Genomic DNA, 24,933 nt, shown 5'->3' on the forward strand with positions numbered 1-24,933 from the left:
TATGTTGTTTGACCCACCGCTTTCGCGAGCAAGCTCGCTCCCACAGGGTTTGCTGCTGGCCGTCTGGTATTGGGACAAGCCGCACGGGCGAAAAGTCGTTACTATAAGCGCCTCTTTGCCTGCCTTGCCATGGACACCATGACCGAGAACGACTATCTGATCGCCTGGGGCCTCTACGCCTTTGCTGCTGTGGGCTGCCTGTTGGTATGGATGCGCCTGACCACCTGGATGTGGCGCTGGTTGCGCGAACCGCTGCGCGTCTTGATGGCCGTGTTGCTGTTCAGCCCGACCATCATTGATCCGGTGAAAGCCAAAGTTGCGCCGTCCATCGCCATTACTGCGCTGGATCTGGCCTTCAAGGTCGGCAACAACGCCTGGCGAGCGATCTCCGATCTGTTCATGTACAGCATGATCGCTTTCGGCATCTACCTGATCTTTGTGCTGATCCGCTTTCCGATCGAACGGGCTTCCCGTGCGCGTCGTGAACAGGCAGAGGCCGCCAAAGCAGCTGCCCGCGCTGATGACCGCGACGACGATCAGCCGTTTGGCGGCGCCGGCGATGACCGCTATGGCCGTCCACCTCTGCCAAACAATCCGCAGCGTATGCGGGTCGAGCCGCGCCTGTAACCCGAGAGTCCGCACATGTGTGAATTACTGGGCATGAGTGCCAACGTGCCGACCGATATCGTGTTCAGCTTCACCGGCCTGATGCAGCGCGGCGGCCGCACCGGCCCGCACCGCGACGGCTGGGGCATCGCCTTTTATGAAGGCCGTGGCTTGCGTCTGTTTCAGGACCCGGCCGCGAGTTGCGAGTCGGAAGTCGCCAATCTGGTGCAGCGCTATCCGATCAAGAGTGAAGTGGTCATCGGCCACATCCGCCAGGCCAATGTCGGCAAGGTCTGCCTGTCCAACACCCACCCGTTCGTCCGTGAACTCTGGGGACGCAACTGGTGCTTTGCGCACAACGGCCAGCTCGCCGATTTCACCCCGATCAAAAGCTTCTACCGGCCGGTCGGCGATACCGACAGCGAAGCGGCGTTCTGCGATTTGCTTAACCGCGTGCGTGCAGCATTCCCGGAGCCGGTCGATATAGAAGCGCTGTTGCCGGATCTGGTCGCTGCGTGCGCCGAATATCGCAGCAAAGGCGTGTTCAACTGCCTGCTCAGCGATGGCGACTGGCTGTTCTGCTATTGCTCGACCAAACTCGCCCAGATCACCCGCCGCGCCCCGTTCGGCCCGGCGCGCCTGAAAGATGTCGACGTGATCGTCGATTTCCAGGCGGAAACCACGCCCAACGACGTGGTCACCGTGATCGCCACCGAGCCTTTGACCGAAAACGAAACCTGGACCCGCTACGAACCGGGCCAATGGAGCCTGTGGCGACGCGGCGAATGCGTCAGTCAGGGCAAGACCGAATAAGGATTGCACCCCATGTTGCTCAGTTATGTACGGCTGGTGTTGTTTGCGGCGGGCCTGTTGATCGGTGTCCAGGTGCCAGGCTTCATCAACGATTACGCGAAACGCGTGGAGGCGCACCTGATCGAGGCGCAGACCGGCCTGCGCGGTTTTCAGGGCACCGCCGAGCAGTTTTTCAAGGGCGATATGCAGGCGCTGGTGGCGCATTACCGCGCCAGTGAAGACCCGGTATTTCGCAGCGATGCCGACAGCCTGAGCACCTTGCTCAGCCGTCAGATCGCGCTGGACAAGCAGTTCCAGGCGATGCAAGGGCCGTGGTACATCCGCTTCCTGCAAGTGGTGCTGGCCGCCGACCCGGACATTCGCAAGGAAACCTGGAATGGCTACAGCTACCAGATCCTGCTGACGCCGGAAGCGATGATCTGGGGCATGAGCGGCGCGTTGCTGCTGTCGTTCGGCATTGAATGCCTGTTCCGCTTGATCGACTGGGTCGTACTCGGTGGCCGGCGTCTGCGCCAGAGCCGGCCGATCGAAGACCGCGACGTGYGCGGTCTCTGAGATCAGCGCAGCAAGGATCGTTCCCACGCTCTGCGTGGGAATGCCTCAACGGACGCTCCGCGTTCGGCTTTTGGAAGGGACGCGGAGCGTCCCGGGCGGCATTCCCACGCGGAGCGTGGGAACGATCACGGTGTGAGGGTGATGTAACCATCACCGACTTTCTGCGCATACCCCGCCAACACTTGCTGACACAACGTCACAATCTCCTCGACCCACTCAACGCCCACCCGCCACGACACCACCACCTGCAAGTTCGGTGGCCGTTGATCAATCGCCAGCAAGGTCAATTCCCCTCGCGCCAGTTCCTCGGCCACCAACACGGGCGGCAGCACACCAATCCCGAATCCATCGCGCAACAACCGCGTGATCGCCGACACCGAATTCACGCAATTCAAGCGCGGCGCCGGCACGCCATTGGTCTGCATCAGCGCCAGAAGATCCTGATGCGGCCGGGAGTTTTTCGAGTAGGTAATGATCCGTTCCTGGGCCAGTTCGGCGAGGTCGGCGTAGTCGCGGTTGTAGATCGAATTACTGGCGACAATCCAGCCCAGCGGATGGCTGGCCAGCTCCAGGCTGCGCACGCTTTCATGACGGATCAGATCGGTTTGCAGAACGATGTCGAGAAAGCCTTTTTGCAGTTGATCGCAGAGGTTCAGCGAGGTATCCGCCACCAGCTCGATTTCCACCCGCGGATACAGCTCGGTCATCTGCGCCACCAACGGGCTGAGCCAAGTGTGAATTACCGTGTCCATCACGCCGATACGCACCCGGCCGACCTTGCTTGAGCGGGTTTCGATCGATTGCTTGAGCGCCGACATCGTGTCGAGCATTTGCTCGGCATATTCCAGCACTTTCAAGCCTTCGGGCGTCAGGCTGACACCGCGCGAATCGCGCAGAAACAGCTTCACCCCCAGCTCGCCTTCCAGCACCGCAATGCGGCTGGAGATCGACGCCTGAGTGGTGAACAGCTTGTCGGCGGTCAGGCGAAAACTCTTCAGTCGGGCGACCCAGACAAAGGTCTCGAGAAACTTCAGGTTCATGGGCAAGGCTCGGGTGACAAATTTTTCTTATGGCTAGGTCGGGTTTTTATTCGTTGGACGCAGCAGGGCCGCGCGACGAAAAATCGACGCATCCGGTTCCCACGATAGGCGTCGTCGGGGCTACGAACAAGACCAATAAAAAACCTGCGGAGATAAGCCATGCGTGCTCCCGACACCCTAGAAACATCCACGGCATCGGCGCGTCCGGGGCCGTTCGACTGGTATCGCAACATCAATCAGCAGGAGCGTCGCACGTTCTGGAGCTGCAAGATCGGCTACGGTCTGGACGGCATGGATACGCAGATGCTCAGCTTCGTCGTGCCGACACTGATCGCGATGTGGGGCATCACCACCGGCGAAGCAGGACTGATTCACACCAGCACGTTGATCGCTTCGGCCATCGGCGGCTGGGTTGCGGGGATTCTCTCTGACCGCATCGGCCGTGTACGCACCTTGCAACTCACCGTGCTGTGGTTCGCCTTCTTCACCTTTCTCTGCGGCTTCGCGCAAAACTACGAACAACTGTTGATCGCACGTACCTTGATGGGCTTCGGTTTCGGCGGCGAGTGGACGGCCGGTGCAGTGCTGATCGGCGAGGTGATCCGCGCCAAGGACCGAGGCAAAGCGGTGGGCATGGTGCAATCCGGTTGGGCGCTGGGTTGGGGGCTGACGGCGATTTTGTATGCGCTGCTGTTCTCGGTGTTGCCGCCGGAAGACGCCTGGCGCGCGCTGTTTATTCTTGGCATCGTGCCGGCGATTTTTGTGATTTTTGTCCGTCGTCTGGTCAAGGATCCGGAGATATATCGCGAGGCCAAGGCCCAACAAACGCCGGAGACTCAGTCGAAGTTCTACGAGATCTTCGCCTCCGGCATGCTCTTCACAACGTTTCGCGCTTCACTGCTGACCACCGGTGCGCTGGGCGGCTATTACGCGATCACTTCCTGGCTGCCGACCTTCCTGAAAAACGAACGCGGCTTGAGCGTACTCGGCACCGGCGGCTATCTGGCCATGGTGATTGTCGGTTCCTACGTCGGCTATGTGATCAGCGCCTATCTGACTGATCTGTTGGGGCGGAAAAAGAACTTCATCCTCTTCGCTGTCGGTTCGTTCACCATCGTTCTGCTCTATACGCAACTGCCGGTGAGCAACGGCGTGATGCTATGGCTGGGCTTCCCGCTGGGCTTCTTTGCCTCGGGGATTTTCAGCGGCATGGGCGCATTTCTGACCGAGCTGTTCCCTACGCGAATTCGCGGTTCGGGGCAGGGCTTCTGCTACAACATCGGTCGGGCGCTGGCGGCCCTGTTTCCGCTGCTGATCGGCCTGCTCAGCCAGAAGGTGCCGTTGAGCGTCGGCATTGGCGCCTTCGCGGCGGTGTCCTACGGCGTGGTGATTATCGCGGCACTGAGTCTGCCGGAAACCCGTGGCAAGCAACTCGATGCGCAGTAACTGATAACCTGCAAAGCAAAGTCCTACAGATAAAAAGACAAGCACCTACAGGAGTGTTCACCGTGAGCCGCCTGCTATTGAATTGCGACATAGGCGAGAGCTTCGGCAGCTGGACCATGGGTCTGGACGCCGAAATCATGCCCTTCATCGATTGCGCCAACGTGGCCTGTGGTTTCCACGCCGGCGATCCGAGCATCATGCGCAAGACCGTCAGCCTGGCCCTGAGCCACGGTGTGCAAATCGGTGCACACCCGGCCTATCAGGATCTGGTCGGTTTCGGCCGTCGCTCCATGGCGTATTCGGCGCAAGAGCTGCAAGACATCCTGCATTATCAGATTGGCGCCCTCGATGGCATCTGCAAAGCCCAGGGCGGGCGTGTCAGTTACGTCAAACCCCACGGCGCGATGTACAACGACATGATGGCCAACCCGGCACAATTGCGTGCGGTGATTCAGGCGGTGGCCGCTTACGACCGCAGCCTGCCGCTGATGCTGATGGCCACCCGCCACAACGCCGCCGCGCAGCAGATCGGCGATGAGTATGGCGTGAACCTGTGGTTCGAAGCCTTCGCTGACCGTGCTTACGACAGTGCTGGCAAACTGGTTTCACGACAATTGCCGGGCGCGGTGCATCACGACCCGGAAAAAATCATTGAACAAGCCCTGACCATTGCCCGTGGTGACAACCTCGCCGCCAGCGATGGCAGCGCCTTGCGCCTGCACGCCAATACCCTCTGCGTGCACGGTGATAACGCCAGTTCGGTGGCCGCCGTGCAGCGCATTCGCGAGGCCTTGAATCAGCAGAGTGCCTCATGAACCCAAGGATTGAAGTGGTGGCGCTGGATTGCCTGATGCTGCGTCTGTTTGATGAGATCGCCGAAGCCAACATGCCGTGGATGCTCGCTGCCAGTGAGCGTTTGCGCGGGGCATTCGGCGCGCAACTGATCGATCTGGTGCCGTCCTATACGACGTTGATGGTGCATTACGATCTGACTGCACTGAACCCGAGTCAGGCGCGGGAATTGATCGCCGAAGCGTTGATCGACCTGTCGCCGAATGCACGAACTGGCGGTCAATGTCATGTGTTGCCGGTCTGGTATGACCTCAGCGTCGGGCCAGAATTGAGCCTGCTCGCCGAGCGCAGCGGGCTAGCAGTGGAGGAGGTGATCCGTCGTCACAGCGGACGTGAATATCAGGTATTCGCCCTGGGTTTCGCACCGGGGTTCGCCTTTATGGGGCTGGTCGAAGAGGTTCTGGCGGCGCCACGTCTTAACACGCCGCGCAAGAAAGTCGCCGCGGGCAGTGTCGGCATTGCCGAGCGCCAAACCGCTGCGTATCCCGTGGTCTCGCCCGGTGGCTGGAACCTGATCGGCCGCACTCCGGCGAAACTGTTCGATCGCACACGGGATGGCTACAGCCTGATGCAACCGGGCGACACGGTGCAATTCGAAGCGGTCAGTCATGCCGAGTTCATCAATCTGGGCGGCGATGACACACCACTGGAGGCGCTGGCATGAGCCGACTGAGGATTGAAGCGAGTACACCGCTGTGCCTGTTGCAGGACGCGGGCCGTTTCGGCGTGCGGCATCTGGGCGTGACCCAGGGCGGCGCGGCAGACTGGTGTTCGATGAGTTGGGCCAACTGGCTGCTCGGCAATGAACTGGACGCAGCGGTGATCGAAATCACCCTCGGCGGCCTGGCCGTGGTGGCCGAAGAGGAGTGTTGGCTGGCCTTGGCCGGTGCGGATCTTGCCGCACGGATCGACGGGCAGCCGCTGGCGCCGTGGCGCAGTTTCAAGTTGGGCAAAGGGCAGACGTTGCAACTCACTCAACCGTTGCTTGGTGCCCGGGCTTATCTGGCCGCGCCCGGCGGTTTTCAAGCACCGCAGGTCTTGGGCAGTAGCGCCACGGTTGTCCGCGAAGAACTCGGTGGACTTGATGGCATGGGCTTACCGTTGGCGAAAGGGGCGGTGCTGAGTTATTGCGGTGAATCGCGGCTGCTGCGGGAAGTGCCTTTGCCGTTGCAGCCGGATCTGAAATCGAATGCACCGCTGGATCTGGTACTCGGCGCGCAGATCGGCCAGTTCAGCGGACAGAGCCTGTTTGATGTGTTTAACACGACCTGGGCTGTGGACAGTCGCGCTGATCGCATGGGCATTCGCTTGTTGGGCAGCGCCTTGCACTATCAGGGACAACCGATGATTTCCGAAGGCATTCCGCTCGGTGCGGTGCAAGTGCCGCCGGACGGGCAGCCGATCGTCTTGCTCAATGATCGCCAGACCATTGGTGGATATCCACGCTTGGGGGCGTTGACGCCGTTGGCGCTGGCGCGGCTGGCGCAGCGTCTGCCGGGTGACAAGGTTCGGTTCACCCCGGTCATGCAGGAACGTGCATGGCACGACCATATCAACTACCTGAAGTCCTACTTGTAATTGTCCGTATTTCGGACTGAAGACCGAGACGTTTCCTGACACTTTGGTAAGTCGCCCTACATCACGCGTCGAGAGGGTGTGGAACTATCGGTCTTCATCTTTTACAAGGAAGTTACAGATGCGTTTTATGAAAGTGATGGCCCCGTCAGAGGGCGAGTGTGCGAACCGTGTCGATGGGCACATTGTCGGTTTTTATGAGGATGTGGGCAGCGTGCCGGTTTATCGGGCGAGCATCGATCGTTTCTACAATGTGCAACGACTGGACGCCGAACATGCCGGTAATCAGGACATCGTTGCGCGTATCGAGACATTCATGTCCACCGCAACGGTCGACATGATGCGAATGTTTCACTGGAATCACCGCACAGAGGCACGCGGTCAATCCATGGAACTGATTGCCGAGGGGAAAAGCTGCGAAACGGAGGCGACCCGGGTCAGGTTTCGTTTTCTGTCGCCAGAGGGCGAGATGAAGAGTGAAATGACCCTGAGTTCTGAAACGGATATTGAAAAAACTCGCAGGGTAGAGTTGGAAAGCGGTGGGGTGAAAGTGGTCGCCAAAGGGAAGAAAAAACGTCGCGGGCAAAAAACTGCCTCAGTCGGGCCGGCGATTCAGGACACCGTTTTTATGGACAGGCTCTGCAAGACCTATCTCGCATCAGGTTGGTAAAACGGCCACCGATTCCGTACGGAATTGAGGGTTCCCACGCTCACGTGGGAACCCCTCTGGCCGTTATTTCGACAAAAACCGCATCCCTTCCTCAAGCCCGCGCAACGTCAACGGATACATCTGATCCTCGATCAGATCCCGCACGATATTGGTCGACGAGGTATAGCCCCAGGTGTCTTTCGGGTACGGATTGATCCAGATGAGCTTTTTGTACTTCTCCATGAAGCGCTGCATCCACACGTAACCCGGCTCTTCGTTCCAGTGCTCGACACTGCCGCCGGCCTGGGTGATTTCATACGGCGCCATGGCGGCGTCACCGATGAAGATCACTTTGTAGTCGGCGCCGTACTTGTGCAGCAGGTCCTGGGTCGAAGTGCGTTCCGAGGTGCGGCGCATATTGTTCTTCCACACCGATTCATAAATGAAGTTGTGGAAGTAGAAATACTCCAGATGCTTGAACTCGGTCTTGCAGGCCGAGAACAGTTCCTCGCAGATCTTCACGTGCGCGTCCATCGAGCCGCCGATGTCGAACAGCAACAACAACTTCACCGTGTTGCGCCGTTCCGGGCGCATCTGAATATTCAGCAGACCGGCGTCCTTGGCGGTGTGGTCGATGGTGCCGTCGATGTCCAGCTCTTCCGCTGCGCCTTGACGGGCGAATTTACGCAAGCGGCGCAGGGCGACTTTGATGTTGCGCGTGCCCAATTCCACCGAATCATCGAGGTTCTTGTACTCGCGCTGATCCCAGACTTTCACGGCTTTGCCCTGGCGGTTGCCAGCATCGCCGACCCGAATGCCTTCCGGGTTGAAGCCACCGGAGCCGAACGGGCTAGTGCCGCCAGTGCCAATCCATTTGTTGCCGCCGGCGTGGCGCTCCTTCTGTTCCTCCAGACGCTTTTTGAACTCTTCGATGAGCTTGTCCAGGCCACCAAGGGACTGGATCTGAGCACGCTCCTCATCCGTCAGCGAACGCTCGAACTCCTTGCGCAGCCAGTCTTCGGGAATCAATGCCTGCAAGTGATCGTCGAGCTTTTCCAGGCCATTGAAGTAGGCGCCGAACGCGCGGTCGAACTTGTCGAAATGACGTTCGTCCTTCACCAGAATCGCCCGCGACAAATAATAAAACTCGTCCATGTCGGCGAAGGTCACGCGCTGTTTCAGCGCGTTGATCAGGTCGAGCAGCTCGCGCACCGACACTGGCACCTTGGCTGCACGCATTTCATTGAAGAGGTTGAGCAGCATAACGATGGCCCCTGCTTACAAGTGCTTAGCGAGAGCCGCGACGGCTCATGAACGCCAGGCGCTCAAGCAATTGCACGTCCTGTTCGTTCTTCACCAAAGCACCGGCCAGTGGCGGAATCGCCTTGGTTGGATCGCGCTCACGCAGCACCGCTTCGCCGATGTTGTCGGCCATCAGCAGCTTCAGCCAGTCGACCAGCTCTGAGGTCGACGGCTTCTTCTTCAGGCCCGGCACCTTGCGCACGTCGAAGAACACGTCCAGCGCTTCGCTGACCAGATCCTTCTTGATGTCCGGGTAGTGCACGTCGACGATTTTTTGCAGGGTAGTGCGGTCGGGGAAGGCAATGTAATGGAAGAAGCAGCGGCGCAGGAAGGCGTCCGGCAGCTCTTTCTCATTRTTGGAGGTAATGATGATGATCGGGCGTTTTTTCGCCTTGATGGTCTCGTCGATTTCGTAAACGTAGAACTCCATCTTGTCGAGTTCTTGCAGCAGGTCGTTGGGGAATTCGATGTCGGCCTTGTCGATTTCGTCGATCAGCAAAATGACCCGCTCCTCGGACTCGAAAGCCTCCCAGAGCTTGCCCTTCTTCAAGTAATTGCGCACGTCGTGGACTTTTTCGTTGCCCAATTGCGAGTCGCGCAGACGGCTGACCGCATCGTATTCGTAGAGACCCTGATGGGCCTTGGTGGTGGACTTGATGTGCCAGGTGATCAACTTGGCGCCGAACGATTCGGCCAGTTGCTCGGCGAGCATGGTCTTGCCGGTGCCCGGCTCGCCCTTGACCAGCAGTGGCCGTTCCAGGGTGATGGCGGCGTTGACTGCCAGCTTCAGGTCATCGGTGGCGACGTAGGCCTGGGTGCCTTCGAACTTCATCTGCTAATCCTCGAACGGTAACGCCGACCTGACGGGCAGGGCGGGGGCGAAATAATCGGATGCCCGACTATAACGCGCAGCCCGGTCGACTGTGAACGCAGACGGCTTATTCAGTCTCTGAATGGGGCGTCACATGTTGACTCAGTCTCGGCCGATGGCCAGTATTCAGGTATCGCCGATTTGGCGATAGCCTTCAGGATGTCCGCTGAATCTGTGGCGAGGGAGCTTGCTCCCGCTGGGCTGCGAAGCAGTCCCCATGTGCCTGGAGGCGCTGAATTGATGCTATCCACAAAACGACCACGCTTGGCGGCAGTTACTGCACTCTCTGATTGCCGGCTTGCACTGGACTTTGTTGATGGTCGAGCGCTGACACTCGATTTAAGTCGAGATATTCAAACGTGTAAGCAGTTGCAGCCTTTGCTTGATCCCCAAGTCTTTGCGACTGTCATCTTGGGCGATAAAGGTTGGACCGTTGAATGGCCGGCCCCGGATATTCAGATTGGCGCCGATACTCTATATCTGGATGCTTTTCCAGAAATGAACCCTAACCCGCATCCGGCTTCGGCCGCTCATACCGGGCGTTGAACGCCTGTATGAATCCATTGCGCAAAATCTGCAAAAACGCTTCGAATGCACTGATGTTTTGCTGATGCACGTTACCGCTGAGTTCGACCTTGGTGGCGAACTGATTTTTCGCCTGGTTCTTCAGCACGGTTTCCGAGCCGCCGACGATGGCCTCCCAGACCGAGCGGAAAATGCTCTTGTTCTTGTTTTCCACGTCCTGCTGCCAGTTGAACACTTCGACGTCGCGCAGCAGGGGTTTGATGTAGCCGTTGACCTGGGCTTTTTTGGCTTGGGCTTCGATTACCACGTCACCGTGGCCTGCGTTGAAGTCGAACTTGCCGTAGGCGGAGGCGAAGTCGTTCATGCTCTTGAGTTCGATGTCTTTGGCGCGCAGGCGGAACTGGAAGTCTTCGAAATTGCTCAGCGGGTCGAAGGTGGCAGTGGTTTCCAGTGGCGCATGCCCGAGCAAAAGCGCTTTGCCTTCGAAACGTGCGTCACGTTTGCCCTGATTGTCGACCACGTTGGTCAGGTTGTAGATGCTGGCCTCGACGTTGGTGGCGTTCATATTGACCGGTGGCTTGGAGTTGAAATTGCGGAAAGTGATTTTGCCTTCGTGAATCTGGACCTCGTCGAGGGTAATCGGCAGCAATTTGCCCAGTTGTGCGCGCCAGTCGGTACCTTGACCGGTTTGAGAGTTCTGCTTGTTGGCACCGCCGTCGACGAAGTTAATCTCAGGTTTGACGAATTTCACCTGGGCTACGACGGCATGGTCATACCACAGCGAATGCCAGCTGACCGCCAGATCGATCAGCGGTGCATTGACGAACGGCACCGGTACCTTGCCGTCGACCTTGACGATCTTCAGTCCATTGATCTTGTAGGCGCCGCGCCATAGGGCGAGGTCGACATCAGTGATCTGGCCCCGATAGTCACCCATGTCCGCCAGTTTGCCGTTCAGGTAGTCGCGCACCATGTAAGGCAGGGCGATGTGCAGTGCGATCAGCAGCACAACGACGACGGCGAAAATCCCTAGTGGCCAACTGTAGCGACGCTTCATGACGGCAATTCCCTGACGATGTAAGCGATTGACTGTTACGTCGCGCAGACGTTCGACCCGACTGGACTGTGATGGGCAACAGGCATACCTTGGAAGGCTGAATTCAACGCTGCATAAGGACCCAGCCATGAGCCGTATTTTTGCTGACAACGCCCATTCCATCGGTAATACGCCGCTGGTGCAGATCAACCGCATAGCGCCGCGTGGCGTGACCATTCTGGCCAAGATCGAGGGGCGCAACCCCGGTTACTCGGTCAAGTGCCGGATTGGCGCCAACATGATCTGGGACGCCGAAAGCAGCGGCAAACTGAAGCCGGGCATGACCATTGTCGAACCGACATCGGGCAACACGGGGATCGGTCTGGCCTTTGTTGCCGCGGCCCGTGGGTACAAGTTGATGCTGACCATGCCGGCCTCGATGAGCATCGAACGCCGTAAAGTCCTCAAGGCTCTGGGCGCCGAACTGGTGTTGACCGAGCCGGCCAAGGGCATGAAAGGCGCAATCGAGAAGGCGGCCGAAATCGTTGCCAGCGATGCTGACAAGTACTTCATGCCATCGCAGTTCGATAATCCGGCCAACCCCGCCATTCACGAAAAGACCACCGGTCCGGAAATCTGGAACGACACTGACGGTGCCGTCGATGTACTGGTAGCGGGCGTCGGCACCGGCGGAACCATCACCGGCGTTTCGCGGTATATCAAGAATACCCAAGGCAAACCGATTCTGTCGGTGGCCGTGGAGCCGATGTCGTCGCCGGTGATCACCCAGGCGCTGGCGGGTGAAGAAATCAAACCGAGCCCGCACAAGATTCAGGGGATCGGTGCCGGCTTTGTGCCGAAGAACCTGGATCTGTCGATGGTCGACCGGGTCGAGCAGGTCACCGACGAAGAGTCCAAGGCCATGGCCCTGCGCTTGATGCAGGAAGAGGGGATTCTATGCGGCATCTCCTGCGGTGCAGCGATGGCAGTCGCGGTGCGTTTGGCGGAGACGCCGGAGATGCAGGGCAAGACTATCGTGGTGATTCTGCCGGACTCCGGCGAGCGTTATCTGTCGAGCATGCTGTTCAGCGATCTGTTCACTGAGCAGGAGACTCAGCAGTAATCCAGTTGATTCAGATCAGCCGGGGTTCAGGATCGTTATGCTAATAAATGCTTTGTTGCGCAATTCTTAACACTGAATCTTGTGTAAGGCGGGTTTTGCCCGGCGCCGGTAGTGTTTATCATGGCCGGCTGCCATGCCGGGTAAAGGGCATTGCGCAGCGTTGTCTTTATTCAAGGAGTCGTTGATGACCTTTTCGTTAGCCGCCAAGGTATTGGTGCTGCTGCTGTTCGTGGGCAGCATCCTCTATGTGCATTTGCGCGGCAAGGCGCGTTTGCCGGTTCTGCGCCAGTTCGTCAACCACTCGGCGCTGTTCGCTCCGTACAACGCCCTGATGTACCTGTTCTCCGGCGTGCCGTCCAAGCCGTACCTGGATCGCAGCAAATTTCCGGAACTGGACGTGCTGCGCGACAATTGGGAAACAATTCGCGACGAGGCCATGCACCTGTTCGACGAGGGTTATATTCGCGCGGCAGAAAAGAACAACGACGCCGGCTTCGGCTCGTTCTTCAAGAAGGGCTGGAAACGTTTCTACCTCAAGTGGTACGACAAACCGCTGCCATCGGCCGAAACCCTGTGCCCGAAAACCGTGGCGCTGGTCAGTGCGATTCCCAACGTCAAAGGCGCAATGTTCGCGCTGTTGCCGGGTGGCAGCCACTTGAACCCGCACCGCGATCCGTTCGCCGGCTCGCTGCGTTATCACCTCGGCTTGTCGACGCCAAACTCCGACGATTGCCGGATCTTTGTTGATGGTCAGGTTTATGCCTGGCGTGACGGTGAAGACGTAATGTTCGACGAGACCTACGTGCATTGGGTCAAGAATGAAACCGAGAAGACCCGCGTGATCCTGTTCTGCGACGTCGAGCGTCCGCTGAGCAACCGCCTCATGACCCGCATCAACCGCTCCATCAGCGCCTGGCTCGGCCGTGCCACCGCACCGCAGAACCTTGATGATGAACGCGTCGGCGGGATCAACCAGGCCTACGCCTGGAGCAAGAACTTCAGCGACAAGTTCAGTGGAGTGGTCAAGCAGTGGAAACGCCGTCATCCGAAAGCCTACCGCGTGATGCGTCCGGTGCTGGCGGTGGTGGTATTGACGTTGTTGGGGTATTGGCTGTTTGGCTGAGGCTGGATATTGTAGAAAAACCGCTCCTTGTGAGCGGTTTTTTTATGAAGAGAAGGTGAATGAGGCGCCAGCGAGGACGCCTCCTGGCTCTTCCGCGGCTGGATTCACCAATGCTTCTCTGATTCGGTGCAACTCCCGTTCAGATAACTTTGCGGAAGAGCGTTTTCTATCAGCTTTTATCGATCTGGCGCCTGGCGCCTTTTTTTCAACGGCAGCCTTCATGGTGCCTCCGGCATTGATCATTAAATGAGCAGTTGTCCGATACTAGTCTTACCAAATTAGCTTCACAAGCCTGCCCTCCGAATCGAATTCGAAACCCAGTTGCCGGTACAGGGAAATCACTCCAGGGAGAGGTTCCTGAATTTCAATTTGGGTACTGCCGATGATTCGCGCGAAGTGAGTCACGGCGGTCAAAGCAAATGTCGCTACTCGGCTTTTGAGAGGGTGATCGTTATCGGGCTTTCCTTCCAGGCGCACAATTTTCACTCGCAACCGGCTCTGATTAGGGTTTGCAAAGCAAAGTCCGCATAACTCCTGATCAAACCAGATTGCCAAATCGAAGCTCAGTGGTTCTTTGGCCTTCCACCTGACAACATCTTGCCAAGAGAAATGAGGATCAAACCACGCTTCATAGGCACTCAGCGCTTGAGCATCGATTGCTTCGAAACGAACTCTGGAGTGATCAACATCCACTATCCCTTGCAGCAACAAGTCTTTGTGCAGTTTTGCGAAAGTAACAGCAGCCTGTTGTCGAGCCTGTGATTTGTAGACCTGGTAGCGCAAATACGTCCGTTCCCTTGGCATGTGATCCTGTGCATTCCTTGTCCCCCATGGTTGGGTGTCTCGATTGCAATCCAGCCTATTCACCTTGCGGCCAACTGTCCTTGCTGGCCCTTTGTCCAAATCATTGCAATCCATGTCGCCCGCTGGTTATAGTCGGCGCTCGTGAGCCCCCATGGCTCACCTTCCAACCCTTCAAAAAAGATCTGCGCCAATGCCTGCATCCCTCAGCAACGCGGTAGTCGATTCAGCGGTCAACGCTGGCGTCGTGCCGTGCGGGAATCAGCAGCCCAAGCAGATCAGTCATTACCCCCCACCTGTCAGTAGCACGCCGGTGTGCGCAGTCGTATCACCGCCGGGCGTTGGCGTTTCGGGCTGATCGGCAGTTTTTGCTGACCCCTGCGCCCGCCAGAAAAACCTACTGAATTTCAGCTTCGGCTGAGTTGGCTTCTTGCCTGACTACAGGTGGTAATCATGTTTGTCCTGTCGAAAAAAACCGCGCTCGCGGCCGCGTCCACGAGCCTGTTCGTTCTGCTGTGGAGCAGCGGCGCGATCTTCTCCAAATGGGGGCTGGCCCACGCGTCACCATTTGCCTTTCTGCTAATTCGTTTCGCGATTGCCTTGTGCGGCCTCTTGTTGTTGGCGCCGCTGCTCAAGCTCAAGTTGCCCAAGGGCGGCAAACCAATGCTGTTTGCGATTGCCACGGGTGTGGTGTTGTTGGGGGCCTATCAGATCTTTTATCTACTGGCCTTGAACAGCAAAGTCACTCCGGGCGTGATGGCGACCATCATGGGCGTGCAGCCGATTCTCACCGTGGTGTTGATGGAGCGGCAGCGCTCGGCGAGCCGGATGTTTGGTCTGGCCTTGGGGCTGGCGGGGCTGATCATGGTGGTTTACCAAGGCATCAGCCTGGCCGGGATGTCCTGGGTGGGAATGGTGTTCGGGTTGCTGGCGCTGGCGAGTATGACGCTGGGCTCGATCATGCAGAAACGCATCACCGACAATCCTCTCGGTACGCTGCCGGTGCAGTACTTGGCCGGTCTGTTGTTATGCGGGATTTTCGTGCCGTTTCAGCCGTTCCACTTCGAGCACAGCACCGGTTTTATCGTGCCGGTGTTGTGGATGGGACTGGTGGTGTCGGTGCTGGCGACGCTGTTGCTGTATCGGTTGATCGCGCGGGGCAATCTGGTCAATGTCACCAGTCTGTTCTACCTGGTGCCGGCGGTGACGGCAGTGATGGACTATCTGATTTTCGGCAATCGCCTGGCGGCGTTGAGTGTGCTGGGGATGCTGTTGATCATTGTCGGTCTGGCGTTTGTGTTCCGTAAAACCAGCTAACAGATCGTCAGGTGGCGGCTTTTAGGCCGCCGATCGCGAGCAGGCTCACTCCTACAGGGGAGCGCATTCCAATTGTAGGAGTGAGCCTGCTCGCGATGGCCTTTTCGGCAACCGCACAAATTTATCGGGCCGGCGCCTCAGCCGGTTTCACCACCGCCGGCTTCAACACCAGCCACAACGCCAGCGCAATCAACACCCCGCCATAAATGTGCGCCATCGACAACGGCTCATCCAGCAGCAACGCCCCCCACAGCACGCCGAATGGCGGAATCATGAAGGTCACGGTCATCGACTTCACCGGCCCGATCGAACTGAGCAGGCGGAAATAAATGATGTAGGCAAACGCCGTGCAGCCAAGACCCAGGCCCAACAGCGACAGCCAGACATTCCAGCCACCCCAACTGGCCGGCGGTGCGGTGATCACGCTATATCCAAACAACGGCAACAGAAACAACGTCGCACCGAGCATGCTGCCCAGCGCCGACAGGCGACTGTCCAGACCACCAGCCTGATCCAGCCAGCGCCGTGCGAGGAAACCGGCAAAACCATAACAAGTGGTCGCCAGCAAACAGGCGAGGGCGCCCATCAACAGTTGCAAGTCGAACGCCACCGGGCCGGCGCGGGTCAGCACGCCAACGCCGAACAGGCCGAGGAACACCCCACCCAGTTTGGCTGCGGTGAGTTTTTCACTGAAGAACAACCCGCCAATCAGCACGCCCATCAACGGCGTGGTGGCATTGAAAATCGCCGAGTAGCCGGCCGGTAACACCTGGGCCGCGACCGAATACAGCGTCGCCGGAATCCCCGAGTTGATCACACCCAGCAGCATCACGGTTTTCAGTTTGCCTTTGAAATCCCAGCGTACGCGCATCAGCCCGAGGATCACCAGCAGGCCAAGGGCCGCAATCGACACGCGAAAGAATCCGGTCGGGATCGTGCCGATCACCGGCGCAATAATGCGCATGAACAGAAAACTCGCGCCCCAGATGGCCGCCAGCGACAACATACGGAAAATATCGACAGGGCTCACGGCGGGTCTCCTTCCTTGATCGGGACGAGAGTGTTGCCGAGCGCCCTGCCGAAGGCAACCGCTAATCGGGCATGCAACTGTTCGTTCAGATCACAAAGCGTGTGACCAGGCCGTTCAAGTCGACGGCCAGACGCGACAGCTCCTGGCTTGCGGCCGAGGTCTGGGTGGCGCCAGCGGCGGTCTGGGTCGAGAGGTCGCGGATGGTCACCAGATTCTGATCGACCTCGCGAGCGACCAAGGCCTGTTGCTCGGCTGCACTGGCGATTACCAGATTGCGCTGGTTGATCTGCGAGATCGACGCGGTGATTTTCTCCAGCGCCTGACCTGCGCTGTTGGCCCGACGCAACGTCTGGCCAGCCTGTTCGGCACTGCTCTGCAGCGCGCCCACGGTCGACCCCGTACCTTGCTGGATGCTGCTGATCATCAGCTCGATTTCTTCAGTGGAATTTTGCGTGCGTTGTGCCAGCGAGCGCACTTCATCGGCCACCACCGCGAAACCGCGCCCGGCTTCACCGGCGCGGGCCGCTTCGATCGCCGCATTGAGCGCCAGCAGGTTGGTCTGTCCGGCAATCCCGCGAATCACTTCCAGCACTTTGCTGATGTCCTGTGCCTGCGTGGCCAGGCCTTCAGCTTGTGCTGAGGCGCCCAGTACGGCGTCGACCAGTTCTTGAATCGAGCTGATGGTTTCGCTGACCTGCACATGACCGTGCTTGCTGTCCTCGTTCGACGCGGCAGACGCCTCGGCGCTGGACACCGCGTTGGCCGCGACTTCGTCCACCGCGGTGCTCATCTCGGTCACTGCGGTGGCGGCTTGTTCGATCTGATCGTTCTGCTGTTGCAGGCCGCGAGTGCTTTGCTCCATCACCGAACTCATTTCCTCGGCCGCGGAAGCCAACTGCTGCGCCGATTCGCTGATGCCGCGAATGGTCGAGCGCAGATTGCCCTGCATCTCGGCCAAGGCGTTGAGCAAATGCGCAGCCTCATCTTTACCGGTGCTGACGATCTCGCCGCTGAGGTCGCCGGCAGCAATGCGCCGCGCCACATTCAGGGCCTGATTGATCGGGGTGGTGATGCTGCGTGTCAGTTGCCAGGCCAGCAGCAGCGTGGCAATCAGGGCAACCACGATGATGGTCGCGACGATCCACAATGCCCGTTGGTACATCGCTGCGGCGGCATCTGCGGCGGCGTCGGCACCTTGCTGATTGAACGCGATCATCTGCTCGAGGGTTTTGTCGAGCAGCGTTCCCTGTGGCGCCAGTTCATTGTTAAGCCGCGTGTAGGCCTGCTCACTTTGCCCGGCGTCGATCTGGCCGATGATCTGTTCGAGAATGCTCATGTACTTGGCGGTGTTGGCATTCAAACCGTCGAGCATCAGCCGTTCTTCTTCGCTGGTGAGCAGGGCTTTGTGATCGGCGAGGCGCTTGAGCAGTTCTTCGCGCTGCGCCTTGATGAGGCCTTTGCTTCTGTCGCGCACAGCAGACTGGGTGCTGGTGATCAGGCGCAAGGATTCAAGACGGATGCTGGCGATGTTCGCCGCCGTGTCATGGATGCTCTCGATGCTTGGCATCCACGATTCTTCAATCACTGTTGCACTCTCGCGCAGGGTTTTCATCTGGCCCAGACCGAACAGGCCGACCACCACCAGCAGACCGGCCAAAACGGCAAAGCTCAAACTGGCGCGCAAACCTATGCGCAGATTCCGGATAGACATCAGTGTGCTCCTTGATCTTTGAGGGGGGGAGGTCGTCCTCGTCAGCGAGGATCTTGTTATGAAGGGGGGAATGGTGGGCTGTATATCAAAGTGCCACTATTTTGGTAAGACCAATCTGGAAGCGTTGCCGTCGGTAAGCGCATTTGCAGTAAAGCCACGAGCTAGACGCGTTTGATCAGTATTGGATCCGAAGTCCAGAGAATTCGCGGCCTGGCGCAGGGCGGCCAGAAGGACCATCAAGGTGATTAACTGACCGAACGGTCGATTAAAAAAACTTTGCTAAAAACTGTGTCGCTGTACAACCCTGACGCGGATTGGCAGAAATTGCACTTCACGCGCACACGCTTGCGTGGCTAAGCTCAGGCACAGATTTCCCCACGCACCCCGAGGTCTTATCTATGCCGCAGCAATGGCCAGCCACCGATATCGCCCGCATGATCCTCGATGGCTTTGACGATTACCGCGAGCATTTCCGGCGAATCACCGACGGCGCCCGGGAGCGCTTCGAGCAGGCGCGCTGGCAGGAGACGCAAACGGCGTCGGCGGCACGGATCAATCTCTACGAAGAAAAGGTCAGCGAAACCATCGCTCGCCTGCGCGAATACTTCGATGATGAAACGCTGATGAACGTCAGCTGCTGGCCGTTGGTGAAAAGTGCCTACATCAGCGTCATCGACCTGCGCTTCGATGATGAGTTGTCCGAGACCTGGTACAACTCGATTTTCTGCGGGCTGTTCAGCCACGACCTGATCAGCGACGGCTGCATGTTCATCCACACCACCCGCCCGAGCCTGCGCCGAGCCCGCGCCGCGCAAACCCGCACCTACAAACCGCAGGGGCAGTTGTCGGGGATGCTCGCGAGCATTTTTGCCGACTATCGCTTCAGCGAGGATTACGCCGATCTGCCGGGTGACCTGCGTCGCCTCGAAGCGCAACTGCGTGAGAACCTGCCGGACTGGGTGTGCAAGGATCCGGAGCTGAGCGTCGAGCTGTTTTCCTCGGTGTTGTACCGCAACAAGGGCGCCTATCTGGTTGGACGCATCTACACCCGCGACGAGCAATGGCCGCTGGTGATCCCGCTGTTGCATCGAGAGGGGCGCGGGATTCAGATCGACGCGTTGATCACCGACGAAGCCGATGTATCGATTATCTTCTCGTTCACCCGTTCGTATTTCATGGTCGATGTACCGGTGCCGGCGGAGTTCATCGGCTTCCTGCGACGCATTCTGCCGGGCAAGCACATTGCCGAGTTGTACACCTCAATCGGCTTCTACAAGCACGGCAAATCCGAGTTTTACCGCGCGCTGATCAATCACCTGGCCAACACCGATGATCAGTTCATCATGGCGCCGGGTGTGCGCGGCATGGTCATGAGCGTGTTTACGCTGCCGGGCTTCAACACCGTGTTCAAGATCATCAAGGACCGTTTCTCGCCGTCGAAAAACGTCGACCGCGCCACGGTGATCGAGAAGTACCGACTGGTGAAAAGCGTCGACCGGGTAGGGCGCATGGCTGATACCCAGGAGTTCGCCGATTTCCGTTTTCCGCTGAGCAAGTTTGATCCGGCGTGCCTGGAGGAGCTGCTGGAGGTGGCGCCGTCGACGGTGTCGGTCGAGGGCGACACGGTGTTGATCCGTCACTGCTGGACCGAGCGGCGGATGACCCCGCTCAACCTCTATCTGGAAAACGCCAACGATGCGCAGGTGCGTGAGGCGCTGGAGGATTACGGCTTGGCGATCAAGCAACTGGCGGCGGCGAACATCTTTCCCGGTGACATGCTGCTGAAGAACTTTGGCGTCACTCGCCACGGGCGCGTGGTGTTTTATGACTACGACGAAATCTGCTTCCTGACCGAAGCCAACTTCCGCCACATCCCGCAACCGCGCACACCGGAGGATGAAATGGCCTCGGAGCCGTGGTATTCGATCGGGCCGCTGGATGTCTTTCCCGAGGAGTTTCCGCCGTTTCTGTTTGCCGATTCGGGGCAGCGCAAGTTGTTCGATCAGTTGCATGGCGAGTTGTATAACGCCGATTACTGGAAGGGCTTGCAGGAGGCGATTCGGGCGGGGAAGGTCATCGATGTTTTCCCGTATCGGCGTAAAGGTCTCGATAACGAGTAGCTCTTTTAAAAAAACACCCTCACCCCAGCCCTCCCGAAACGTCGGACCGCCCGTAGGGAGGGGGGGCCGACCGAGGTGTCTTGCGCCAAACACCGACCTGAAAGAGCTTGGCGATTGTGGATTCGGTGATGCGCGTTCAGGTCGGCGAAGCTGGCAAAGTTGACTCGGTCGGTCCCCTCTCCCTTTGGGAGAGGGCTAGGGTGAGGGCAGCAATCCCCCTGACACGCCACAAATCCGCCAAATCTGCGACAATCCGCCCCCTGCATAAATAGACGACCGAATTGCCTACCCGATGACCGACGAATCGCCCTCCATCGACAAACTGCTGAAGAACCTCGATCACGCCATGCTCGCCGACCGTCACCGGCTGCGGCGGCAGTTGCTTGAGCTGCGCAAGAAACCCGACGAGGCCAAACTGGCCCAATGGGTGACGCGCATGCAGGCGTCCTGCGATCAGGTACTGGCCCGCCGTGCCAGCCTGCCGGTGATTCGTTACGACGACAGTCTGCCGATTGCGGCCAAGCGCGACGAGATCAAGAAGGCGCTGGAAAAACACCAGGTGCTGATCATCGCCGGCGAAACCGGCTCGGGTAAAACCACCCAGTTGCCAAAAATCTGTCTGGAAATCGGTCGCGGCCAGCACGGTCTGATCGGCCACACCCAACCGCGTCGAATCGCTGCACGCAGCGTCGCCAGCCGGGTCGCCGAAGAACTCGCTACGCCACTTGGTGCGCTGGTCGGCTATCAGGTGCGTTTCGAGGATCAAAGCGATTCCAACACCCTGATCAAGCTGATGACCGACGGTATTCTGCTGGCGGAAACCCAGAACGATCGCTACCTCGAACGCTACGACACGATCATCGTCGACGAAGCCCACGAACGCAGCCTCAACATCGACTTCCTGCTCGGCTACCTGAAAACCCTGCTGCCGCGTCGCCCGGACCTGAAAGTCATCATCACTTCGGCGACCATCGATCTGGAGCGCTTCTCCAAGCACTTCGACGATGCGCCAATTGTCGAAGTCTCCGGCCGCACCTTCCCGGTGGACACCTGGTATCGCCCGCTGACCCTGGAGCAGGACGAAGAGGGCAACCGCGTCGAGGATGACCTGACGGTGGATCAAGCGATCCTCGCGACCCTTGACGAAATCGCCGCTTACGAGCGCAGCGAACGCCGCAGTCCGGGAGACGTGCTGGTATTCCTGCCCGGCGAGCGCGAGATTCGCGACGCCGCCGACATGCTGCGCAAGGCGCAACTCAAACACACGGAAATCCTGCCGCTGTACGCGCGCTTGTCGCCGGCCGAGCAGCAGCGGATTTTCCAGTCGCACCCGGGCCGTCGCGTGGTGCTGGCGACCAACGTTGCCGAGACCTCGTTGACTGTGCCGGGCATCCGTTACGTGATCGACAGCGGCACCGCGCGCATCAGCCGCTACAGCTACCGTGCCAAGGTCCAGCGTCTGCCGATCGAGGCGATTTCCCAAGCCAGCGCCAATCAGCGTAAAGGTCGCTGCGGTCGGGTCGAGCCGGGTATCTGCATTCGGTTGTACAGCGAAGAAGATTTTAACGGGCGCCCGGAATTCACCGATCCAGAGATTCTGCGCACCAACCTCGCTGCCGTGATTCTGCAGATGCTGCATCTGCGTCTCGGCGAGATCACCGCATTCCCGTTCATCGAGCCGCCGGATGGCAAGGCGATCAGCGACGGTTTCAACCTGCTGCAAGAACTCTCGGCGGTTGACCGCAACAGTCAGCTGACGCCACTCGGTCGCCAACTGGCGCGCCTGCCGGTCGACCCGCGCATGGGCCGTATGCTGCTTGAAGCAGCCAAGCTCGGCAGTTTGCAGGAAGTGCTGATCGTCGCCAGTGCGATGTCGATTCAAGACCCGCGCGAGCGGCCGCCGGAGCGTCAGCAAGCTGCCGATCAGGCCCACGCGCAATGGAAGGATACCGATTCGGACTTCGCCGGACTGGTCAATCTGTGGCGCGGTTTTGAAGAGCAGCGCCAGGCGCTGACTGCCAGCCCGTTGCGTAACTGGTGCCGGAAGAATTTCCTCAACTATCTGCGTCTGCGCGAGTGGCGCGACTCGCATCGGCAGTTGAGCCTGATCTGCCGCGACATGCAGCTGAGCCTCAACAAGGAGCCGGCGGATTACCCGAAACTGCACAAAGCGGTGCTGGTCGGGTTGCTTAGCCAGATCGGTCAGAAAACCGAGGATGGCGATTACCTCGGCGCGCGTCAGCGACGTTTCTGGATTCATCCGTCGTCGGGCATCGGCAAGAAGCGCCCGCAGTGGCTGATGACCGCCGAACTGGTGGAAACCACCAAGCTTTATGCACGCATGGTCGCCAAGATCGACGCCGACTGGATCGAGCCGCTGGCCGGGCACCTGATCAAGAAAAACCACTTCGAACCGCATTGGGAAAAGAAGCGCGGCCAGGTCGTGGCCTACGAGCAGATCACTCTGTTCGGGCTGATCGTGGTCGGCCGCCGGCCGGTGCATTACGGTCCGGTGGATCCCGTGGTTTCTCGCGAGTTGTTCATTCGCGAAGGCTTGGTGCGTGGCGAGATTCAATCGAAAGCCAAGTGCCTGACCGCCAACCAACAGTTGCTCGAACAGCTCGACGAACTGGAAGCCAAGGCCCGTCGTCGCGACATTCTCGCGGATGAAGAAACCCTGTACGCGTTCTACGACGCGCGGTTGCCGGCGGAGATTCACCAGACCGCGACCTTCGACAGTTGGTACCGCATCAACAGCCAGAAGAATCCGCAGTTGTTGATCATGCGCGAAGAAGACGTGCTGGCCCGCGAAGCCAGTGAAGTCACCGCGCGGGATTACCCGGACACGCTGCACATCGGCGATCTGGAACTGGCGCTGACTTATCACTTCGAGCCCAATCATCCGCGCGACGGCGTGACCCTGCGCGTGCCGGCCCCGCTGTTGCCGATGCTGCCACCGGAACGCCTGGAATGGCTGGTGCCGGGGATGATCGAGGCCAAGTGCATCGCCCTTGTGCGCAACCTGCCGAAGGCCTTGCGCAAGAACTTTGTGCCGGTGCCGGACTTCATCAAAGCCGCGCTGCAACGCATGACCTTTGCCGAGGGTTCGTTGCCGCAAGCGCTCGGTCGCGAACTGCTGCGCATGACTGGCGCGCGGGTCAGTGACGAGGCGTGGGCCGAAGCCGAGCAAGGCGTCGAGGGGCATCTGCGGATGAACCTGGAAATTGTCGACGGCCAAGGCAAATTCCTCGGCGAAGGTCGCGATCTGGCCGAGCTGACCGCACGGTTTGCCGAAGCCAGTCAGGCCGCGCTGGCGGTGCCGCAGAGTGCGAAAAGTCAGCAACCGGTGGAGGCCAAGGTCTTCGCGCCGGTCGCGGAGAAGACTCAGCAGAAGATCGCCGGGCTGTCGATGACGGTATATCCGGCGCTGGTTGAAGAGGGCGGCACGGTCAAGGAAGGGCGCTTCTCGACCCCGGCCGAGGCCGAATTCCAGCATCGTCGCGCCTTGCAGCGGTTGTTGATGCAGCAACTGGCGGAGCCGGCCAAGTTCCTGCGTGGCAAGTTGCCGGGGCAGACTGAGCTGGGCTTGCTCTATCGCGAGTTGGGCCGGGTTGATGCGCTGGTTGAAGATATTCTGCTGGCGAGCCTCGACAGCTGCATTCTCGAAGGCGAAGACCCGTTGCCCCGCGACGGCGCCGGTTTGGCGGCACTGGCCGAGCGCAAACGCGGCAACTGGACTGAACACGCCGAACGCGTGGCGCGCCTGACGCTGGAAATTCTCAAGCTGTGGCACAGCCTGCAAAAGCGCTTCAAGGGCAAGATCGATCTGGCCCAGGCTGTGGCGCTCAATGACATCAAGCAGCAAATCAACAGTCTGGTGTATCCGGGGTTTGTCCGCGAAACGCCGATGCAGTGGCTTAAGGAGTTGCCGCGTTACCTGAAAGCGGTCGAGCAGCGCTTCGAAAAGCTCGGCGCGCAGGTGCAGAAGGATCGCGTCTGGAGCGGCGAACTCGCCGGCCTCTGGGGGCAATACCAGACTCGCGCGGCGAAACATGCTCAGGAAGGCAAACGCGATCCGCAGCTTGAGCTGTATCGCTGGTGGCTGGAGGAATACCGGGTGTCGCTGTTCGCCCAGCAGTTGGGGACGAAAGTACCGATTTCCGACAAACGCCTGAACAAGCAGTGGACCCAGGTCGAGCCCTGACCTAGAGGCATATGCAGTCCCTTGTAGGAGTGAGCCTGCTCGCGATTGCGGTGTGTCAGTCACCTTGCCACTGGCAGACAGACCGCAATCCTGAGCAGGCTCGCTCCCACATTGGGATTTGGGTTGTGCTTGAGAAAGGCGCCAAAACCCCGCGTTTATGGCAAACTTCGCCACCATAAACGCCGGTTTCGCGACCCAGAGCCTTCGCCCGGTTCGCGCGACGGAATAAAGCGA

21 protein-coding genes are annotated in these 24,933 nt (G+C 59.2%); 14 read left to right on the forward strand and 7 right to left on the reverse strand.

Annotated elements, in window-relative coordinates; genetic code table 11:
• The first annotated feature begins 129 nt into the window (after positions 1-129).
• Genes AC1DVF_RS23860 through AC1DVF_RS23870 form a run of 3 tightly spaced genes read left to right on the forward strand, consistent with a single transcriptional unit; the run spans position 130 to position 1,974 of the window.
• Positions 130-627: a hypothetical protein gene (locus AC1DVF_RS23860; protein WP_034153176.1), complete on the forward strand. Its 498-nt coding sequence runs from the start codon at positions 130-132 to the stop codon at positions 625-627.
• Positions 628-642: 15 nt separating this feature from the next.
• Positions 643-1,419: a class II glutamine amidotransferase gene (locus AC1DVF_RS23865; protein ID WP_008085906.1), complete on the forward strand. Its 777-nt coding sequence runs from the start codon at positions 643-645 to the stop codon at positions 1,417-1,419.
• Between the two features lie 12 nt (positions 1,420-1,431).
• Positions 1,432-1,974, forward strand: a complete 543-nt coding sequence (locus tag AC1DVF_RS23870) for a DUF2937 family protein (protein WP_477783239.1) — start codon at positions 1,432-1,434, stop codon at positions 1,972-1,974.
• A gap of 125 nt (positions 1,975-2,099) precedes the next feature.
• On the opposite strand, the gene AC1DVF_RS23875 is transcribed toward AC1DVF_RS23870, so the two are convergent.
• Positions 2,100-3,014 (reverse strand): LysR family transcriptional regulator, encoded by a 915-nt coding sequence (locus tag AC1DVF_RS23875; RefSeq protein WP_477783240.1) that lies wholly within the window; start codon positions 3,012-3,014, stop codon positions 2,100-2,102.
• A 159-nt stretch (positions 3,015-3,173) separates the two neighbouring features.
• On the opposite strand from AC1DVF_RS23875, the gene AC1DVF_RS23880 reads away from it, so the two are divergent.
• The 5 genes from AC1DVF_RS23880 (at position 3,174) to AC1DVF_RS23900 (ending at position 7,557) form a co-directional block, all read left to right on the forward strand.
• Entirely contained in the window at positions 3,174-4,460 is a 1,287-nt protein-coding gene (locus AC1DVF_RS23880; protein WP_186622714.1) for an MFS transporter, read from the forward strand.
• Between the two features lie 62 nt (positions 4,461-4,522).
• Positions 4,523-5,275, forward strand: a complete 753-nt coding sequence (locus AC1DVF_RS23885) for a 5-oxoprolinase subunit PxpA (RefSeq protein WP_477783241.1) — start codon at positions 4,523-4,525, stop codon at positions 5,273-5,275.
• Entirely contained in the window at positions 5,272-5,976 is a 705-nt protein-coding gene (locus AC1DVF_RS23890; RefSeq protein WP_093438192.1) for a 5-oxoprolinase subunit B family protein, read from the forward strand. The genes AC1DVF_RS23885 and AC1DVF_RS23890 overlap by 4 nt, the downstream gene beginning before the upstream one ends.
• A complete protein-coding gene (locus AC1DVF_RS23895) occupies positions 5,973-6,890 on the forward strand; it encodes a 5-oxoprolinase subunit C family protein (protein ID WP_093438188.1) in 918 nt (305 codons plus the stop codon). The genes AC1DVF_RS23890 and AC1DVF_RS23895 overlap by 4 nt, the downstream gene beginning before the upstream one ends.
• Positions 6,891-7,008: 118 nt before the next feature.
• Positions 7,009-7,557 carry a hypothetical protein gene (locus AC1DVF_RS23900; RefSeq protein WP_093438183.1) on the forward strand — a complete coding sequence of 183 codons (549 nt, stop codon included), beginning with the start codon at positions 7,009-7,011 and terminating at the stop codon, positions 7,555-7,557.
• 63 nt (positions 7,558-7,620) lie between these two features.
• Here AC1DVF_RS23900 and AC1DVF_RS23905 read toward each other — a convergent pair whose 3' ends face one another.
• Positions 7,621-8,799 carry a vWA domain-containing protein gene (locus AC1DVF_RS23905; protein ID WP_477783242.1) on the reverse strand — a complete coding sequence of 393 codons (1,179 nt, stop codon included), beginning with the start codon at positions 8,797-8,799 and terminating at the stop codon, positions 7,621-7,623.
• Between the two features lie 25 nt (positions 8,800-8,824).
• The gene (locus tag AC1DVF_RS23910) at positions 8,825-9,670 is read right to left on the reverse strand and encodes an AAA family ATPase (RefSeq protein ID WP_025110627.1); all 846 of its coding nucleotides are present in this window, start codon (positions 9,668-9,670) and stop codon (positions 8,825-8,827) included.
• Positions 9,671-9,949: 279 nt separating this feature from the next.
• Between AC1DVF_RS23910 and AC1DVF_RS23915 the strand changes: the two genes are divergently transcribed.
• Entirely contained in the window at positions 9,950-10,255 is a 306-nt protein-coding gene (locus tag AC1DVF_RS23915) for a DUF2442 domain-containing protein (RefSeq protein ID WP_186622724.1), read from the forward strand.
• On the opposite strand, the gene AC1DVF_RS23920 is transcribed toward AC1DVF_RS23915, so the two are convergent.
• Positions 10,215-11,291: a DUF748 domain-containing protein gene (locus AC1DVF_RS23920; protein ID WP_093438171.1), complete on the reverse strand. Its 1,077-nt coding sequence runs from the start codon at positions 11,289-11,291 to the stop codon at positions 10,215-10,217. The two genes, AC1DVF_RS23915 and AC1DVF_RS23920, sit on opposite strands and share 41 nt — an antisense overlap.
• Positions 11,292-11,418: 127 nt before the next feature.
• Between AC1DVF_RS23920 and cysK the strand changes: the two genes are divergently transcribed.
• Both cysK and AC1DVF_RS23930 read left to right on the forward strand, forming a co-directional pair.
• On the forward strand, positions 11,419-12,393 hold the full coding sequence (gene cysK, locus AC1DVF_RS23925; RefSeq protein ID WP_095049267.1) for a cysteine synthase A: 975 nt from the start codon (positions 11,419-11,421) through the stop codon (positions 12,391-12,393).
• A 184-nt stretch (positions 12,394-12,577) separates the two neighbouring features.
• Positions 12,578-13,516: an aspartyl/asparaginyl beta-hydroxylase domain-containing protein gene (locus AC1DVF_RS23930; RefSeq protein ID WP_414925680.1), complete on the forward strand. Its 939-nt coding sequence runs from the start codon at positions 12,578-12,580 to the stop codon at positions 13,514-13,516.
• Between the two features lie 270 nt (positions 13,517-13,786).
• On the opposite strand, the gene AC1DVF_RS23935 is transcribed toward AC1DVF_RS23930, so the two are convergent.
• Positions 13,787-14,320: a hypothetical protein gene (locus AC1DVF_RS23935; protein ID WP_460092323.1), complete on the reverse strand. Its 534-nt coding sequence runs from the start codon at positions 14,318-14,320 to the stop codon at positions 13,787-13,789.
• Between the two features lie 450 nt (positions 14,321-14,770).
• Between AC1DVF_RS23935 and AC1DVF_RS23940 the strand changes: the two genes are divergently transcribed.
• Entirely contained in the window at positions 14,771-15,634 is an 864-nt protein-coding gene (locus tag AC1DVF_RS23940; protein ID WP_477783243.1) for a DMT family transporter, read from the forward strand.
• A 121-nt stretch (positions 15,635-15,755) separates the two neighbouring features.
• Here the strand turns inward: AC1DVF_RS23940 and AC1DVF_RS23945 are convergent, their stop codons facing one another.
• Entirely contained in the window at positions 15,756-16,664 is a 909-nt protein-coding gene (locus AC1DVF_RS23945) for a DMT family transporter (RefSeq protein ID WP_093438149.1), read from the reverse strand.
• 85 nt (positions 16,665-16,749) lie between these two features.
• Positions 16,750-18,375, reverse strand: a complete 1,626-nt coding sequence (locus AC1DVF_RS23950; protein ID WP_093438144.1) for a methyl-accepting chemotaxis protein — start codon at positions 18,373-18,375, stop codon at positions 16,750-16,752.
• A 398-nt stretch (positions 18,376-18,773) separates the two neighbouring features.
• Here AC1DVF_RS23950 and aceK point away from each other — a divergent pair, with 398 nt between their 5' ends.
• Together aceK and hrpA are read left to right on the forward strand one after the other, a co-directional pair.
• A complete protein-coding gene (gene aceK / locus AC1DVF_RS23955) occupies positions 18,774-20,495 on the forward strand; it encodes a bifunctional isocitrate dehydrogenase kinase/phosphatase (RefSeq protein WP_099758286.1) in 1,722 nt (573 codons plus the stop codon).
• 292 nt (positions 20,496-20,787) lie between these two features.
• Entirely contained in the window at positions 20,788-24,699 is a 3,912-nt protein-coding gene (hrpA, locus tag AC1DVF_RS23960) for an ATP-dependent RNA helicase HrpA (protein ID WP_093438135.1), read from the forward strand.
• Positions 24,700-24,933: the final 234 nt, after the last annotated feature.

The organism is Pseudomonas sp. P4_D7, from assembly GCF_056401755.1.